We start from the raw sequence: 16,630 nt of genomic DNA, 5'->3' as shown, positions 1-16,630 counted from the left end.
GGTCAACACCCATGGTCGACAAGGTGGGTAAATCCGTTGATCGAGCCGCCAAGCACGATGTGGTTGCCGCTCATCAACCAGGCATGCGCCCTGAGTTCGCTGCCTGTCCCCCTTTCGATGCCGATGCTGATCTTCGAGGCGTTGCCCTGGCGTGCGAGCAGATATTGCCCGGCCAGCGCCTGGGTGAGGCAACTGGCGCCCGGCACCAGCCGCGCGGCGGCGGCAACGCCCCAGGCGACGCGCCGCAGGTCGGCGATGCCGGCATCGCGCCTCGCATCAAGCCGCGTGATCAGGCCACGGACGCGGTTGTAGGAGGAAAGCGTCAGCGCGAGCCGCACCACGCTCACCACCGCCAGGCAGTGCGCGAGAAAAAGCATCTCCCGGCCGCTCAGCGAGCGGATCCTAAAGCGCGTCGCGATCCTTCGGATTCGCTCCATGCGCTTTAGGTCTTTGATTTGACGCATGTCTTTATCCCGAAACCGGTCCCCACTTTCGGGAGACATGCTTTAGACCAGTTCCTCACTGTGGAGCCTCGCAAGCCCTGCTTCGGTCAGCCCCTTCAGCAAGCCCTCGACATCCGCCTTGCAGCGCTCGGCATCGACATTGTAGCGCGCAAGCACGGCGTTGCGGACATCGAGGACCGATCGCGGCTCCTGGATCTGCTCCCAGATGAAGGCGCCGACGCTGTTCAGGCTGTAATAGACATTGGATTTGAGGTGGAGCAGCGCCAATCCGGCACCGAATTCACAAGCCACCGCCTCGCCGGTCGCGACCACGCGGTCATGGTCCGAAGGGTTCCAGTGCATGCTAAAACCTCGTTGCTGGCCCGCCGCGCCATGGACCTTGGCCAGGGATCGGTTGCCTGCGATCCTCGGCCGTAAGCCGGGGGACAAAAGCCCCCCGGCTCGCCTACTGGTAGTATCCGGAGCCCCAACTTAGACTCCCGGGTGGCTGCAAGCTTACGAGAAAGTCAGCTCGCCGACCGGCGTGTGTGCGGGAAAGCTCACGTCGAGCGCCGTCGAGCCAGCGCCACCCTGCGTGATGGTTTCAATCGACCCATGAACCGTCAAGCTGGGGGTTTCGTACTCATGCTTCTCAACATTCTGTTCCATTCTACTCTCCAATTAAGGACTGGAAGCGGCCGCAGAATGCCGCCAGCACATGGCTATGCTGCAATGCGATTGCTGCATGGCAACATTCATGAGTCAAGCGTGATTTACCAAGCATTAATCAATTCTTGGTTGCGCTTGCCTTTCTTGATGATCCAGCCATGAGCGTCGTCATCGTAATCCTCAACCGCTCAGGAATTCAACTGCGCGTTCTCGTCGATTAAATAAGTGATTGATTTATTTATAGTAACTTTTTGAGCGATAAATCCCTCCCGCGGGCTTGAAGAAATTGCTGCAAAAGCCATCGCTTTTCGGCACCCAAGCATCGTCCTGGAGGCTTGTCTTCAAAAGTGATTAAGTGCGTGCGATTTTAAACGCTTAGGTTGTGAAGCTGAAGCGGTCGCGGCCGCCTCTTCGACTATCGAGGTAATTTTCCCGGTGCTTTTCTTCGCAAGTGCGGTATAGATCGCGCGGGCGGCATTTTGCGGAGAGCGACATCGGGCATGGCGATGCAGGATGGCTCATATGAAAGGCTGCGTGCCGCCGGCTGTGCCGATGAAGTCGCCTATGTGCAGGCCTGCCTGAGGCTGTTCTTCGCACCCGCCGTCGACGCCGCCGACGCTCAGACGGATATGCCTGCCCCGGCAATCTGGGCGGCTCATGTCGCAGACATCGCAAGGCTGAACAAGGTCGGCGTATTCATGCTCAAGGCGCTCGCGCGTGCTCCCGCCGGCGCGGCGCCTCCCGGTTTGCCCGGCTGGCTCGACGGCTATCGGCGGCGCACCATGTCGATGAACGCCGCCTGCATCGGCGATTCGGTGGCCATCGATCGCGTGCTTCGCGACAGGCGGATCGATTTCGTCTTCCTCAAGGGACCGCTCCAGCAGCACAGGCTCTATGGCGACCATTTCATGAAGCCTTCCGGCGATGTCGACATACTGGTTTCGCCGGCGAGCTTCGCCGAGGCGCGCGCGGCGTTGCGGACCATCGGCTATGAGGTTGCCGGCAAGTCGCGCTCGGTCTGGTGGGTGCGCTTCCTCGGCGAGCAGCACATGGTCCGCGAGGACGGCGCGAGAGCGTCGACGGTCGACCTCCATCATCGGCTGCAGCAGCCGGGTTCGCCGAGCCCGCGCGACATAGACGGCTTCCTGCGCCGCAAGCGCGAAGTCGAAGTGGCCGGCGCGGCCATGCCGATCATCTCGGCGGCCGACACCTTGCTTTTGTCGTCGATCAGCGTCGCCAAGGCCTTTTTCAACCGCGAGCCTTGCGCCGGCTATGTCTGCGATGTCCGGGCCAGCGCCAGCCGGCTGAGTGAGGCAGAGCAGCAGATGGTGCTCGATCACGCCGCCGAGCAGGGCCTAGCCGATACGCTGCTTCTGGGGCTGCGCGCCGCCGACGTGCTGCTAGGCGCCAGCGGCACGCTGCTGTCGGATCGCGCCGCCCGCATCCTGGCGCGTATCGGCAATGCCGACCTCTTCCACATGGTGATCGCGCCCTGGCTTGCCTCGCTGCGCTGGCCGCAGCGTCGCCATGTCCTGTGGGAACTGTGCGGCCACGAGCCCGTCCGTTACCTGGCCGAGGCTGGCTGGGCGGCCTCCGCCGACCTCAGCCGGCGCATCTTCGAGCGGCCGGCCGCTGTCGCGCCAGCGCCGGGCGGCACGATCAAGATCGCGGGCGGGACAGCCACTCATGCAAGCGAAAGGTGAACCCATGCCCCTGACGACGCCTGTGACGAGCCCGGCGGTTTGCGTCATCATTGCCGCGCGCAACGCGGCGCGGACGATTCCCGTCGCCATCGCCTCGGCGCTGCGCGAGACGGAAGTCGCCGAAGTCGTCGTGGTCGACGACGCTTCCACCGACAACACCCGCGATGTCGCCTTGGCCGCCGACGACGGCAGCGGCCGGCTTGCCGTCATCCGCCTCGACGTCAATCGCGGTCCTTCCTCCGCGCGCAACATCGCCATCCAGGCCTCCAGATCGCCCTTCATCAGCATCCTCGACGCCGACGATTTCTTCCTCGAAGGCCGCTTTCGCCGGCTTTTCGCCGCCGCCGACTGGGATTTCGCCGCCGACAACATCATGCTGATCCGCGACGACGCCGCGCCCGACCTCGCCAGGGTCGCCGCGCCGCCTTTCGCCGCCGACCCGGAATTCCTCGATTTCGAGCGCTTCATCGACGGCAACATCTCGCGGCGCCGCGTCCTGCGCGGCGAGCTCGGCTTCCTCAAGCCGGTGATCAGCCGGGCTTTCCTCGAACGGCACGGGCTGACTTACGATGAAAACCTGCGTCTTGGCGAAGACTACGAGCTCTATGCGCGCGCAGTCGCCCGCGGGGCGCGCTTCAAGATTATCAAGTCCTGCGGCTATGGCGCGATCGTGCGCGCCGATTCGCTGAGCGGCCGCCACAGGACGCAGGATCTGAAGCGCCTTGCCGATGCCGATCTGGCATTGCTTCAGATCGACAATCTTCCTGAGCGCTCGAAAGCGGCGTTGCGGCGCCATGAGCGTCATGTCCGCGACAAATACCGGCTGCGCAACTTCCTCGACGTGAAAGCCGAGCGTGGCCTGGCGTCGGCCGCGGCTTACGCCTTCGCCAGCCAGTCGAATCTGTTCCCGATCGTTCGCGGCGTCGCCACCGACAAGCTCGACGCGCTGTTCCGCCGCACCGGCATTGCTCCAAGGCAGCAAGTTCCGCCGATGCGCTTCCTGATGGCGGCAAGCAGCGCCGCAAACGAGTGATTCCGTATCGCCCCGGAAGCCGCGGCCCTCAAAAAATCCGCATTCGCAAAACTATGATGTTGCCTAGTCGCCGCGGGGGTGGCAGTCTATGCTGCAATGCAGCAATTTCGAAAGGCCGGCAAGATGGCTTCGATTTTTGGCTTCAGATCCCGGGATCCGGCTCGCGACCGGCAGACCGATCTCCAGCGTTTCGACCGGCTGGCGAAGCTGTTCGATCAGATCGCGGCCGAGATCGAGACGGAGAAAACGGGTTTGGAGAATCGCTACAGATCGACGGCAGCCAACGCGGCCTTCCTGGTCGAGGCGATGGAGAATGGTTCGGCATCGGCGAGCAAGGGATCGGATGTCAGCGCGATGACCAACTCGATCCTGAACTGCGAGCGGCGCATTGCGGAGCTCGCTCGCCAGAAAGGCCTGGTGAAGGAACTGCGCCGTTCGCTCGACGCGATTGTCGAGGATGGCGCCGATCGGTCTGCTTCGCAGTCCGCGGCAAGAGGCTGACGGCGCCCGCAAGCGCCGTCATCGGTACGAGGCACTAGAGGAGTTCAAAAGGGCGCAGGATCAGAGGCGGCTCGCTCGCTCGAGCCAAGAATGACTTTGGGTTGGGGCGGAACAACACAAGGTGAGTTTGTTATGAATGCAGATCCCAACAACCCCTCCACCGTGGCGGCTTGCGAGATGTCGCATGCGCCGGGGAGTGGATTAGCCGGCCTGCGGCTCGGCGCGGCCGGCGTCCTGTTTGCAGTCGCGGCGGCCCTGCATCCCGCGCATGCGCAAGGGACCCAACCAGAGCTGAAAAGCGCGCCGTCCTTCGTCGACAATTTCTCCAATTTCAGTCAGTCCCGCTGGTTCGTCTCGGACGGCTGGACCAATGGCGCCCATCAGAACTGCACCTGGTCGAAGGATCTCGTGCGGCTTTCCGATGGCGTGCTGTCGCTGAGCTTCGAAAAGCGCAAGCAGAAGGACCGCGAGTTCGCCTGCGCCGAGATCCAGACCAAGCAGCGCTACGGCTACGGCGTCTACGAGGCGCGGATGAAGACCGGCGCAGGCTCCGGGCTCAACGCCGCCTTCTTCTCCTATATCGGCCCGCAGGACAAACAGCCCTGGGACGAGATCGACTTCGAGGTCCTCACCAAGGACCCGTCGAAAGTGCAGGTCAACAGCTACATCCAGGGCAAGCCGAAGAACGCCAAGCTGGTCGACGTCGCGGGCGGCGCCGACAAGGGCTTCAACGACTACGGCTTCGTCTGGGAGAAGGACAGGCTGCGCTGGTACGTTAACGGCAAGCTTGTCCATGAGGTGACCAACCCGGACGAGCTGCCTACCCACTCGCAGAAAATATTCTTTAGCCTCTGGGGCAGCGACAAGCTGACCAATTGGATGGGCGCCTTCGTCGACCCGGGCAGCAAGGTCACCATGCAGGTCAAGCGCGTCGCGTTCACCGCTTTGGGCCAGCCATGCCAGTTTCCGGAATCGCTGGCATGCAGCATAAGTAACAGCAACTGAGCATGATCCCCGAAAGTGGCACCCGGTTTCGGGGATCATGCGGAAATAACCAATCATGATCCCCAAAAGTGGGAACCGGTTTTCGGGTAAGATCATGCGAACCAGCCAGGCCGTTGGGCCTGGGGACATCTGAACCAGCCGGGCCGCTTTGTGGCCCGGCCTTTGACAGGAATAGAACCAAATGAATTTGACGGTGTTTGGGATTGGCTATGTCGGTCTCGTCCAGGCGGCTGTGCTGGCCGAGGTCGGCCATGAAGTGGTGTGCGTCGATATCGACGAGAAGAAGGTGGAGCGGCTCAACCAGGGCTTGATCCCGATTTTCGAACCGGGCCTCGAAAGCCTCGTCAAGGAAAACCACGCGGCCGGCCGCATCCGCTTCACCACGGATGCGGCAGCGGCGGTCAGGCATGGCCGGATCCAGATGATCGCGGTCGGCACGCCGCCCGGTGAGGACGGCTCGGCCGATCTGAAATATGTGCTGTCCGTCGCCGAGACCATCGGCCGTGAGATGGACAGCGCCAAGATTGTCGTCGGCAAGTCGACCGTGCCGGTCGGCACTTGCGAAAAGGTGAAGGCCAGGATCGCCGAAACGCTGAAGAAGCGCGGCCGCGAGGACCTCGCCTTCGACGTCGCCTCGAACCCCGAATTCCTCAAGGAAGGCTCGGCGGTCGCCGATTGCATGAAGCCGGACCGGATCATCGTCGGCACCTCCAGCGAGGATACCGAGATGGTGATGCGCGAGCTCTATGCGCCGTTCAACCGCAACCATGAGAAGATGATCGTGATGGACGTGCGTAGCGCCGAATTCACCAAATACGCCGCCAACTGCATGCTGGCGACCAAGATCAGCTTCATGAACGAGATGGCCAATCTTGCCGAACAGCTGGGGGCCGACATCGAGGAGGTGCGCAAGGGCATCGGCTCGGATCCGCGCATCGGCTACCACTTCATCTATCCCGGCCTCGGCTATGGCGGTTCGTGCTTCCCGAAGGACGTGCGCGCGCTGATCAAGACCGCCGAGGGCGTCAAGTTCGACGCCAAGCTGCTGCGCGCCGTCGAGGAGCGCAACAATGCGCAAAAGTCAGTGCTGTTCGACAAGGTCAACCACTATTTCAAAGGCGCGCTCAGGGGCAAGACGTTCGCCGTCTGGGGGCTGGCCTTCAAGCCCAACACCGACGACATGCGCGAGGCGCCGTCGCGCACGCTGATGGAAGCGCTGTGGGCGGCCGGCGCCAAGGTGCAGGCCTATGATCCCGAGGCGATGCAGGAGTGCCAGGCCATCTACGGCCTGCGCGACGACCTGCTGCTCTGCGGCACCAAGGAGGCGGCGCTGCGCGGCGCCGACGCGCTTTTGATCTGCACCGAATGGAAGAGCTTCCGCGCGCCCTCCTTCGACGCGCTCAAGGATTCGCTGACCACGCCGGTCATCTTCGATGGCCGCAACCTCTACGATCCGAAGGTGATCGCGCGCTACGGCATCGAGTATTTCTCGATCGGCAGGATGGCGGCATGACGATGCCCGCGCGGGCACAGCAAGGAGCCTAGGCTATGAAAGTTCTGTTTGCGGGCGGCAGCGGCTACACGCCGCAATTTAGCGGTGGCGTTCAGTCGAGCACGCATCATCTGGTCGAGCAGTTGCGCGAGCATGGCCACGAGGCCTCGGTGCTTGCCGCTTTGTTCGGCGACGGCTTTTTCGGCTTCAAGGCGCGCGCCAAGATGAAGCTGCTCCGCCAGCGCGCCGTCATCGATACGTTCCCAGGCTATCCCGTCGTGCGGGCATGGTTCCCGTGGGAGGCGGCGGGCTTCGCGATCGAGCGATTGCGGTCCGACGTCGCGGTCGTCCAGTGTCACAAATCCGTGCCGATCGGCAAGGAATTGCAGGCCCTCGGCGTGCCCCTGGTCGTTTACCTGCGCAACGTCGAGTTCGATGAACTGGCCGGCGACCCGCGCGAATTGGAGTCCGCGCTCTACATCGCCAATTCGGAATTCACCGCTCGTGCCTACAAGGAGAAGTTCGGCATTGAATCCACGGTGATTCCACCCACGATCAATCCTGCCTTCTACAGCACGCCGACGACCGGCGAGTTCGTGACGATGATCAATCCTTACAACGAGAAGGGTTTCGAACTGGCCGTCCAAATTGCCCGCGAATGCGCGGAAATCCCGTTCCTGTTCGTTGAGAGCTGGATGCTCGACGACGATCACCGGGCCGAGATCGAGCGGACGCTTGCTTCGCTCGGCAATGCCGTCCTCGAGAGCCGTACCAGCGACATGAAGACGGTCTACGGCCGCACGAAGATCCTGCTTGCTCCCAGCAAATGGGAAGAAGCCTGGGGCAGGGTCGCGTCGGAGGCGCATTGCAGCGGCATTCCCGTTGTCGGATCCCGGCGCGGCGGTCTCCCGGAAGCGATCGGCAACGGCGGCGTGATACTGGATTACGATGCTCCGCTCGCCGACTGGGTGGCTGCCATCCGGCGGCTATGGACCGACAAGGCCGATTACGACAGGATGTCCGCGGCGGCTCGCCTGTTTGCGGAGCGGCCGCAGATGAACCCCGACAACCAGTTCGCGACGTTCATGGACGTCCTGAATCGTGCTGTCGAAGGACAGTCCCTTCGCAAGGCCTCCTGAGCGGGACTGCCGCGACACGAGGCGAAACCGGCACTTCGCAACGGTTTATGTTGCATGCAACAATTCGTGCCAACGCGGGCGCGGGACGAAAAGTCAAATGCGCTGAATCAGAAATGTTGCAGTGCAGCAATTCCTATACTACCATCCCCATCGGGTGGGCCAACAGCGGTCGAATGAATGCTGCATGTCGTGTGCCTCAAGTACGATTCCCATCCAGTTGCCCCTGTCGTGCGACTTTTCCTGACGGCTGAAGACGCCGCGCCGAAGTCCGCGGGCAAGGCCGGTTGCCTTGTTCAGACCTGGTTGTGGGCGGGCTGCCCGATGAATCCCAGCGTGGGCGCGGGCCGAGAATGAGGATATGCTTCGTCGTCGACAAGTTCCCCTCCCTGTCGGAGACCTTTGTCCTTGACCAGATAGCAGGCTGCCTCGAGCGCGGCATGGAAGTCGGGGTCGTCTGCAACGAGACGACGTTCGGCAAGGACGTCAATGTCGACGATCGGCGCTGGAAGGGTCTGCCCGGCAAAGTCGTGTGCTGGTGGGGCTGGCTCGGCCGTTATCGACCCTTGCTGAGGAAATGGTCAGGCAAGTCTTGGGACAAGCTCTCGACCGCCATCGACCTCCTGTACGCGCGCAAATTGCACAAGGCTGATGTCATCGTCGCGCATTTCGGCACGAACGGCTTGCGGGTGGCGCGTGTCATCAAGCGTGGGCGGATTTCCGCGCCGCTGGTGACCGTCTTCCACGGCAACGACGTCGGCGGCCCGATGCATGACAACACGCTGGCGCGCTACAGGACGGTGTTCGAGAACGGCGTCCTCCAGATGCCGGTGAATGCCTTCTTTCGCGATGCCCTTATCGAGGTCGGCGCCCCGCCGGGCGAGGTCGTCGTGCACCATATGGGCGTTCGACCCGGCGAGATAGAATACCGGTGGCAATCCTGGAAGAATGAGACGCTGTCGTTCATTTCGGTCTGTCGTCTGACCGAAAAAAAAGGCGTTGAATATGCGCTTCGCGCGCTGGCCAGGCTGCCGCGTGATGACTGGAACTATTCGGTGATCGGCGCCGGCGAATTGCTGGAGCAATTGAAACGACTGGCCGCCGAGCTCGGCATCGCCGGGCGCGTCGATTTCCTCGGCCCCAGGCCGCATGCGGAGGTCAAGCAGCGCTTGCGGGACGCGCATGTCTTCGTGCTGCCCAGCGTAAGCGCCCACAACGGCGACCTCGAAGGCATCCCGGTCGCCCTGATGGAGGCGATGGCTGCCGGACTGACGGTGGTCAGCACCTACCATTCAGGGATACCCGAACTGATCGAGGACGGGAAAACCGGCTTCCTCGCGCCGGAACGGGACGTTGCGGCGTTGGCCGCCAAACTCGTCTGGGTAGCCGACAACCCGGTCCTGTGCGAGCCGATCGCGATCGCCGCGCGGCGCAAGATAGAAACAGACTTCAATGCCGACGTGCTGAACCAGCGGTTCGCACGGATTGCGATTGAACTGGCTGGAACGAGAGCACACTGATGAACGCTAACCCGCCCCTGCCGCAGTTCGGACGCGTCGCCCTGCGCGGCGGGCTGGTCACTGCCGGTGCCCAGGGTTTCAAGATGGTGATCCAGTTCCTCTCGGTCATCATCCTTGCCCGGCTGCTGCTGCCGGAAGATTTCGGCCTTGTGGCGTCGGTCGGGCCGATCGTCGCCTTTGTCGGGCTTCTGCAAAATCTCGGGCTGCAGCAGGCTCTTGTCCAGCGCAAGGACATCAGCGACAGGCAGCTCAATCAGGTGTTCTGGATCAGCGCGCTGGTCGGATTGGGCAGCGCGGTGGTAGTGGCGGCATTGGCCCCGGCCATTGCCGGCTTCTACGGCGATCAGCGCATGTTAGGCATCACGGTCGCCTCCGCGCTGCCGTTGCTTCTCGGCAGCATCGCAGCCGTCCCGCTCGCCTTGATGAACCGTCACCTGCAGTTCGGCCAGCTGGCCTTCAACGATGTCATAACGGCGGCCGCTGGTCTTGTTGCCGCCGCCATCGCGGCCTGGGCGGGAATGGGATACTGGTCGTTGGTGCTGGGGCCGGCCGTGGCGGCGGTCGTTGCGCTCGGCGCCGCATGGCTGGTGGTGCGCTGGACGCCGTCGCGTCCGGACTTCAGGGTCGAAAGCGAGATCCTGTCGTTCGGCGCCAATCTGACCGGCTTCAATCTCGTCAATTTCTTTTCACGCAATCTCGACAACATCCTGATCGGAAAATATTCCGGAGCGATCGAGCTTGGCTACTATGACCGGGCCTACAAACTTCTCCTGTTTCCGCTGCAAAACATCACCCAGCCGCTGACGCGCGTGATGGTGCCGTTGCTCAGCCGCATCCACGAGGATAAGGTGCGGTTCCGCGATCTGTACGTGCGCACCAACTGGATGCTGGCGGCCGTGACCATGCCCGGCATCGCGGCGCTGACATTGACTTCCGAACAGGTGGTCGCGCTTCTCTTCGGGCCGCGCTGGACCGCCGTGGCGCCAATCTTCGCGTGGCTGGGCATCGCCAGCCTGATGCAATCCGTATCGAGCACCACCGGCTGGATATTCATCTGCCAGGGCAAGACAAAGGCCATGTTCCAGTGGGGCGCCTACTCGTCGCTCACCACCGTGGCCTCTTTTGTCGTCGGCCTGCATTGGGGCGCCGTCGGCGTCGCGGCCGCCTACGCGATCAGCGGCTACGTTCTGCGCGTGCCGGTGCTCGCGGTCATGATCCACCGCGTCGGGCCGGTGACGGCAGGGGACTTCCTGATCATGCAGGGCCTTTTCATTGCATCGTCCCTGCTTGCCTGGCTTGCCTATCTCGGCCTGCCAGCGTCCCTTACCGGCCAGTCGGACCTTCTCGCCGTCGTCCTGGCTTTATGCCTCGACTACGGGCTTGCCTTCGTCCTTATGGCGATCTTCCCCCAGCCGCGCAGGATACTGCTCACCACGCTTGCCAACATCGCGCGCAATCTGCGCTGATGCCTTGGCCATGAGAGGCTTCAGCAACTCCGCGGCAGACATCGCCGAAGCATGTTCCTCGAGCACGGCTTGGAGGATGGTGCGGCGGTAGTCTTCAAGCTTGTCGACGAACCGGCCGAGCTTTTCGGCCGCCTCCGGCGGGGTGACAGTGTCGATATCGAGCAGCAGATCGGCAACACCGATCCTCTTGGCGACTTCCTTGGTCTTGAACTCATAGGCGATCGGAAGCACAGGCGTTCCCACGCAGAGCGACATGATCATCATGTGCATGCGGGTCGCGACGACGAAGTCGAAACCCTTGACCAGAGCCATCAGTTGCTCGGGGGTGTGGAATGAAGCGTCCACGCTGACATTCCTCGCAATTTCTGGATCGAGCTCGGCGACGATCTTGCGTGCTGTCTTGGAATCGTCATGGGCATATTCTGGAACGCCCTGGCAGGTGGAGACAAAGGTCACCTGCTTGCCATGGTCCCGGACAAGGATGGTCGCGATCTCGCGTACCGAATCGATATAGCGGCGCATCCCGTCTTGGCCGTCATTGACGTAGTTCCAGTGGCGGACGGAAATCGCGACGCGGCCGGTCTGCGCAGGCGGCTGAGTCGAGGCGAGCCGCTTGCCGATGCGGTCCGTGTCGGCAAGGGCAAACACGGCATCGGCCACCACGTGACATTTGCCCGGCTCCTTGACCATGTCCGCTATGTGGTGGCGGGAGCGCTCGTCGCGCAGCAGGATGAGCGGACTGCGATCAAAAATCGGGCTCAGTTCGTGTCGATTGTAAGGCTTGTTGAACGGACCGAGGGACTGCGTGAAGAATACGGGATCCTTGCCGATGGCCGCATCCAGGCGGAACTGGTTCAGTCGCCGTTCAAGGTTGTAGTTCTCGACCAGATAGGTGCCGCCAGTCGTGACCACGAGGTCGGCGTTCTGGTAGATATCGAGGCCGCGGCGGTCGCTCTCCTTGAAAAAGGCGCGGCCGAGAAGGCTGTCAGATCCGAAATTCCGAAGCACCTTGTGGACCAGCCGGTTGTAGTGCGGCTTGAGCCGATCCTTCACACCGCTTCCCGAAGGGTAGCGGAAGAGGGTCTCCGACAGGAGCTTGTGAAATTCGAGGTCGGGGTAATCCTTCTTTGGATAGAGCCTCGCGGCGACCTCGGGCTGGCTGTCGAAGACGAAAAAGCGCAAGCCGTCGCCGGCGACAGTCCTCAGAATGTGGCGAATGGCCAGCAGGATCGCTGCGTCTCCCGTGTTCAGGCAGACCGTGTTCTCGACGATGATCTTCATCGCATCTCCTCATCTTGGGCAGGTTTCCGAAAAAGGCGGCCCCCTTGTCGCCCAAATGCCGGTATGTCAATCCGCTGTGCCTGTGCGCTCTCTGCCACCCTTCCGACGACCGACCGGTCGCCAACTGTTGCCGAGGACAACTTAAGCTCAGGGCTTTTGCAGTGCAACAAAAAGCGCAATGCGCTTTGCTACGCCGCACCAAAATTGTTGCGATGCAGCAAAAGCTGTAATAGCATCCCCGATGGGTGGGCCGAACATCGGTCGAGTTTCATGCTGCATGTCTTGTACCTTGTGCATGACGTATCCGACCCGGCAGTGCGCCGGAGGGTCCAGATGCTCAAGGCAGGAGGCGCCGGGGTCACCCTGGCGGGCTTCCGCCGCACCACCAGTCCGGTCGCCGAGATCGAGGGTGTCAGGCCTGTCGACCTCGGCGCGACACGCGACGGCCGATTCGCGCAGCGCCTCGGGGCGGTCGCCAAGGCGGCCATGTCGATCGGCGCGAAGCTGGGCGCCATGTCCAGGCCGGATCTCATCATCGCGCGCAATCTCGAAATGCTGGCGCTTGCCCGCCGCGCCAATGCCGCCCTCGGGGCGAACGTGCCCATCGTCTATGAATGCCTCGACATCCATCGCCTGGTGCTGCGCGACGATTTTGTCGGCAGGACATTGCGCGGCGCCGAGCGTCGTCTCGCCCGCGACGTGAAGCTTCTGGTGACCAGTTCGCCGGCCTTCATCGCCAATTATTTCGAGCTCTTCGGGCAGATCGGCGCGCCTGTCGAGCTGATCGAGAACAAATATTTCGAGGCGGCATCCGTTGTCGCCGCGCATTCTTTCGAGGACGACGGCCCGGCGACGCCGCCCTGGCGGATCGGCTGGTTCGGTGCGCTGCGCTGCCGCCGCTCGCTGGAGCTGGTGGCCGACTTCACCCGCCGGCAGGCGGGGCGTTTCGAGGTCGTGCTCAGAGGCCGCCCGGCGCTGTCCGAATTTCCGGATTTTCAAGGTTTCGTCGAGGCCGAGCCGTGGCTTTCGTTCGAGGGGCCTTACCGCAATCCGGAGGACATGGCGGCCATCTACGGGCAAGTGCATTTCTCTTGGGCGATCGATTTCTTCGAAGCCGGCCAGAATTCCGAATGGCTGCTTCCCAACCGCCTCTACGAGGGCTGCCGCTTCGGCGCCGTGCCGATCTCGATGGCCGGCACCGAAACCGGCCGGTTCCTCAAAGGGCAGGACATCGGCGTGCTTCTGTCCGAGGCGACGCCCGAAGGTCTTGAGGCGATGCTCGGCCGAATGGATCAGGACAGATACCGCGCCCTGAAGTCGCGGGTGTTGGCGCGCAATCCTCGGACCTGGAGCTACGACCGCAGCGACTGCGCGGCCTTCGTCGAAAAGCTGCGCGGCCTCACCGCCATGCCTTCGGCTTTTGCGGCGGCGGCATGATGGCAAAGGACGCGCAAAGACCGATGACGCAGGCAAATCCATCGATCCTGATTGTCATTCCCTGCCTCAACGAGGCGGCCCATATCGGCGGCCTGCTCGATCGGTTGCGGCCCGCGGCGGCACGGCTCGGCGGGCGCATCGTCGTCGCGGACGGCGGCAGCAGCGACGGCACGCAGGCCATCGTCGAAAAGATCGTGGCGAAGGATCCTCGGGTCATCCTGCTCGCCAATCCGAAGCGCCTGCAAAGCGCTGCCATCAATCTGGCGGTGGCGACCCTCGGCGAAGGCGCCGACTATCTCATCCGCATCGACGCGCATGGCGGTTATCCGGACGATTACTGCGACCGGCTGGTCGAGGAAGCCATTGCCACCGGCGCCGATTCGGTCGTCGTTTCGATGCTGACCGCCGGCACCGGGGCCGTGCAGAAGGCCGTCGCGGCGGCGCAGAATTCCAAGCTTGGCACCGGCGGCTCGAAGCACCGGCACGTGTCCGAGGGCGAATGGGTCGACCACGGACACCACGCGCTGATGCGCATCGCCGCTTTCAGCCATGCCGGCGGCTATGACGAGAGCTTCAGCCACAACGAGGACGCCGAGCTCGACTACCGTCTGCGCCAGGCCGGTTACCGCATCTGGATGAGCGGCAGGACGCACATGATCTACTATCCGCGCTCGTCGCTGAAGAGCCTCTATTTCCAGTATCTTGGCTATGGCCGCGGCCGCGCCAGGAATGTGCTCAAGCACCGCATGGTGCCGAAGGTCCGGCAGATGGTCCCGCTGCTGGTGGCGCCCGTGGTGCTGTTGGCCCTGTTCTCCTTCGTCCACTGGCTGGCGGCGGTGCCGTTCCTTTTGTGGGCGGCGGTGTGCCTCGGCTACGGCTTGGCGACGGCGGTGCGCCAGCGCAACGCCAGCATCGCGCTGGCCGGCGTCTCGGCCATGGTCATGCATTTCGGTTGGTCCGTCGGCTTCTGGCAGCAGCTTTTGACGCCGCGCTCGCAGCGCGAGGTGGCGTGATGGCCGGCCGCTCGATCGACATCTGCATCTGCACCTTCCGCCGGCCTGAGCTGGCCGACACGCTGCGCTCCGTCGCCGCCCTGGAGAAGCCTGAAGGTTTGGAGATCGGCATCGTCGTTGCCGATAATGACGATGAACCAGGCGCCCAAAAGCTGGTGAAGGCGCTGGCCGAGGAATTGAAGCTGCCGATCCGCTATCGCCACGCGCCGGCGCGCAATATCTCGATTGCCCGCAACGCCTGTCTCGACGCCAGCGTGTCGGACTTCGTCGCCTTCATCGACGATGACGAGACGGCGTCGCCCGGCTGGCTGGTCGAGTTGATGGCGACGGCCGACGCCACCGGCGCCGCGGCGGTGCTTGGGCCGGTGCGGGCGCATTATCGCCAGGACGCGCCGGACTGGATGCAAAAGGGCGACTTTCACTCGACCTTGCCGGTCTGGGTTCGCGGCGAGATCCGCACCGGTTACACCTGCAACGTCCTGCTCAGAACGACCGACGCGAGCCTGCGCGGCCGGCGCTTCAGCCTGTCGCGCGGCCAGACCGGCGGCGAGGATACCGAGTTCTTCGATGCCATGGTCAAGGCCGGCGGCCGCATCGCCTTTGCGCCGCAAGCCTTCGTCGACGAGGTCGTGCCGCGCGCCAGGGCCGCGTTCGATTGGCTGCGCCGTCGCCGCTTCCGCTTCGGCCAGACGCATGGCCATTTGATCGGCCACGGCGCCGGCGGCATCCGCCGCGCCGGCCAGGTCGGGCTGGCTTCGGCCAAGGCCGCTTACTGCTTCGGCATGGCTGTTTTGACCGCGATCAGCCCGGTGCGACGGAACCGCAGCGTGCTGCGCGGCATTATGCACGTTGGTGTCGTCTCCGGTTTGGTCGGCGTCCGTGAAATCCGCCAGTACGGCCTCACTTCGCCAGAACAAGGGAACAAGCGTGCAGCCTGACGTCAGCTTCGTCATCGCCGCCTACAATGCGGAGGCCACTCTCGACCGCGCCATCGCCGGCGCGATCGCGCAACTGGGCGTGACCGTCGAGGTCATCGTCGTCGACGACCAGTCGCGCGACGGCACGCTGGATGTGGCGCGCGCCTATCCTGAAGACATCGTCAAGGTGGTGGCGTTGCCGCAGAATCGCGGACCAGGCGGTGCCAGGAATGCCGGCCTCGATTTCGCGCGCGGCCGCTGGGTGGCGGTGCTGGATTCCGATGACGCCGTTCTTCCTGGCCGCATGGCGGCGATGATCGCGCGGGCGGAAGCGGCCGGCGCCCAAATCGCCGTCGACAATGTCCAGGTCGTGCGCGAGGACGGCACGCCCGACGACACCATGTTCCCGGCAGGCTATCTCGAGGGCTTAAGCGAGATCTCGCTGGCCGATTATATCGAGGGCAATCTGGTTTTCGAATCGCGCTTCAATCTCGGCTATCTCAAGCCGGTCTTCCAGCGCCGCTTCCTCGACGACAACAAGCTGCGCTACGACGAGAAGCTGCGCATCGGCGAGGACTACATTCTGCTTGCAAGCGCGCTGGCCAGCGGTGGCCGTTGCGCTGTCGAGCCGACCGTCGGTTATGTCTACCATATCCGCACCGGCTCGATCTCACGGGTGCTCGAATTGCACCACGTCGAGGCAATGACGCGCGCCGACGCCGCCTTCGCTGCGGCATATCCCATGGACAGCACCGCGAAGGCGGCCTTCGCCCGGCGCGGCCGCAGCCTGCGCAAGGCGGCGTCGTTCCTGTCCCTGGTCCAGCACATCAAGGCGCGCGCGCCGCTCAAGGCAATCGGGGCGGCGCTCAGGGATCCGGCCGCGATCGGGCATTTGTCGATGCCGATCGCGGTCCGGCTCAGAAGGGTTGCGGCGCAGGTTCGCCGTGGGGGCGGGGAGATGAAGCATGCGGGCGATTTGATAGCCGGCGATAGGTAGAAATCTTTTTCTCTCAG

17 protein-coding genes are annotated in these 16,630 nt (G+C 63.3%); 12 read left to right on the top strand and 5 right to left on the bottom strand.

Translation table 11 applies throughout. The annotated features are described in order from the left end of the window. Positions 1-2 precede the first annotated feature (2 nt). The 3 genes from EJ072_RS11475 to EJ072_RS11465 all read right to left on the bottom strand — a co-directional run bounded on the left by EJ072_RS11475 (position 3) and on the right by EJ072_RS11465 (position 1,112). Entirely contained in the window at positions 3-464 is a 462-nt protein-coding gene (locus EJ072_RS11475; protein WP_245467283.1) for a lasso peptide biosynthesis B2 protein, read from the bottom strand. A 42-nt stretch (positions 465-506) separates the two neighbouring features. After that, complete coding sequence (locus EJ072_RS11470; RefSeq protein ID WP_126079798.1) at positions 507-806, bottom strand: PqqD family protein; 300 nt, start codon at positions 804-806, stop codon at positions 507-509. Between the two features lie 153 nt (positions 807-959). After that, positions 960-1,112, bottom strand: a complete 153-nt coding sequence (locus tag EJ072_RS11465) for a lasso peptide (protein WP_126063040.1) — start codon at positions 1,110-1,112, stop codon at positions 960-962. A gap of 500 nt (positions 1,113-1,612) precedes the next feature. Between EJ072_RS11465 and EJ072_RS11460 the strand changes: the two genes are divergently transcribed. The 8 genes from EJ072_RS11460 to EJ072_RS11425 all read left to right on the top strand — a co-directional run bounded on the left by EJ072_RS11460 (position 1,613) and on the right by EJ072_RS11425 (position 10,968). Then, positions 1,613-2,815, top strand: coding sequence for a nucleotidyltransferase family protein (locus tag EJ072_RS11460; RefSeq protein ID WP_126079797.1), 1,203 nt, complete (start codon positions 1,613-1,615; stop codon positions 2,813-2,815). 4 nt (positions 2,816-2,819) lie between these two features. Beyond that, the gene (locus tag EJ072_RS11455) at positions 2,820-3,848 is read left to right on the top strand and encodes a glycosyltransferase family 2 protein (protein WP_126079796.1); all 1,029 of its coding nucleotides are present in this window, start codon (positions 2,820-2,822) and stop codon (positions 3,846-3,848) included. 123 nt (positions 3,849-3,971) lie between these two features. Further along, positions 3,972-4,349, top strand: a complete 378-nt coding sequence (locus tag EJ072_RS11450) for a hypothetical protein (RefSeq protein ID WP_095817674.1) — start codon at positions 3,972-3,974, stop codon at positions 4,347-4,349. A 177-nt stretch (positions 4,350-4,526) separates the two neighbouring features. After that, complete coding sequence (locus tag EJ072_RS11445) at positions 4,527-5,354, top strand: glycoside hydrolase family 16 protein (protein WP_126083596.1); 828 nt, start codon at positions 4,527-4,529, stop codon at positions 5,352-5,354. 181 nt (positions 5,355-5,535) lie between these two features. Further along, positions 5,536-6,867 carry a UDP-glucose/GDP-mannose dehydrogenase family protein gene (locus EJ072_RS11440; RefSeq protein WP_126079795.1) on the top strand — a complete coding sequence of 444 codons (1,332 nt, stop codon included), beginning with the start codon at positions 5,536-5,538 and terminating at the stop codon, positions 6,865-6,867. 35 nt (positions 6,868-6,902) lie between these two features. Then, on the top strand, positions 6,903-7,985 hold the full coding sequence (locus EJ072_RS11435) for a glycosyltransferase (protein ID WP_126079794.1): 1,083 nt from the start codon (positions 6,903-6,905) through the stop codon (positions 7,983-7,985). Positions 7,986-8,335: 350 nt separating this feature from the next. Then, positions 8,336-9,502, top strand: coding sequence for a glycosyltransferase (locus tag EJ072_RS11430; RefSeq protein ID WP_126079793.1), 1,167 nt, complete (start codon positions 8,336-8,338; stop codon positions 9,500-9,502). Further along, complete coding sequence (locus EJ072_RS11425) at positions 9,502-10,968, top strand: lipopolysaccharide biosynthesis protein (RefSeq protein ID WP_126079792.1); 1,467 nt, start codon at positions 9,502-9,504, stop codon at positions 10,966-10,968. The genes EJ072_RS11430 and EJ072_RS11425 overlap by 1 nt, the downstream gene beginning before the upstream one ends. Here the strand turns inward: EJ072_RS11425 and EJ072_RS11420 are convergent. Together EJ072_RS11420 and EJ072_RS35935 are read right to left on the bottom strand one after the other, a co-directional pair. Further along, on the bottom strand, positions 10,864-12,249 hold the full coding sequence (locus EJ072_RS11420) for a polysaccharide pyruvyl transferase family protein (RefSeq protein ID WP_126079791.1): 1,386 nt from the start codon (positions 12,247-12,249) through the stop codon (positions 10,864-10,866). The genes EJ072_RS11425 and EJ072_RS11420 overlap by 105 nt on opposite strands. Positions 12,250-12,396: 147 nt before the next feature. Then, positions 12,397-12,546, bottom strand: coding sequence for a hypothetical protein (locus tag EJ072_RS35935; protein ID WP_189343391.1), 150 nt, complete (start codon positions 12,544-12,546; stop codon positions 12,397-12,399). On the opposite strand from EJ072_RS35935, the gene EJ072_RS11415 reads away from it, so the two are divergent. Genes EJ072_RS11415 through EJ072_RS11400 form a run of 4 tightly spaced genes read left to right on the top strand, consistent with a single transcriptional unit; the run spans position 12,520 to position 16,613 of the window. Beyond that, positions 12,520-13,686 (top strand): glycosyltransferase, encoded by a 1,167-nt coding sequence (locus EJ072_RS11415; RefSeq protein ID WP_126079790.1) that lies wholly within the window; start codon positions 12,520-12,522, stop codon positions 13,684-13,686. The two genes, EJ072_RS35935 and EJ072_RS11415, sit on opposite strands and share 27 nt — an antisense overlap. 23 nt (positions 13,687-13,709) lie before the next feature. Further along, a complete protein-coding gene (locus tag EJ072_RS11410) occupies positions 13,710-14,699 on the top strand; it encodes a glycosyltransferase family 2 protein (RefSeq protein WP_126083595.1) in 990 nt (329 codons plus the stop codon). Then, positions 14,699-15,637, top strand: coding sequence for a glycosyltransferase family 2 protein (locus EJ072_RS11405; protein ID WP_126079789.1), 939 nt, complete (start codon positions 14,699-14,701; stop codon positions 15,635-15,637). The genes EJ072_RS11410 and EJ072_RS11405 overlap by 1 nt, the downstream gene beginning before the upstream one ends. After that, positions 15,627-16,613 carry a glycosyltransferase family 2 protein gene (locus EJ072_RS11400; protein ID WP_126079788.1) on the top strand — a complete coding sequence of 329 codons (987 nt, stop codon included), beginning with the start codon at positions 15,627-15,629 and terminating at the stop codon, positions 16,611-16,613. Before EJ072_RS11405 ends, EJ072_RS11400 begins: the two co-directional genes overlap by 11 nt. The last annotated feature ends 17 nt before the right edge of the window (positions 16,614-16,630 follow it).

The sequence above is a fragment of the Mesorhizobium sp. M2A.F.Ca.ET.046.03.2.1 genome, assembly GCF_003952425.1.
In the GTDB taxonomy this organism is placed as follows: Bacteria; Pseudomonadota; Alphaproteobacteria; order Rhizobiales; family Rhizobiaceae; genus Mesorhizobium.
The sequence above is the reverse complement of the archived record's forward strand: the minus strand, read 5'-3'. Positions and strand labels throughout refer to the sequence as shown.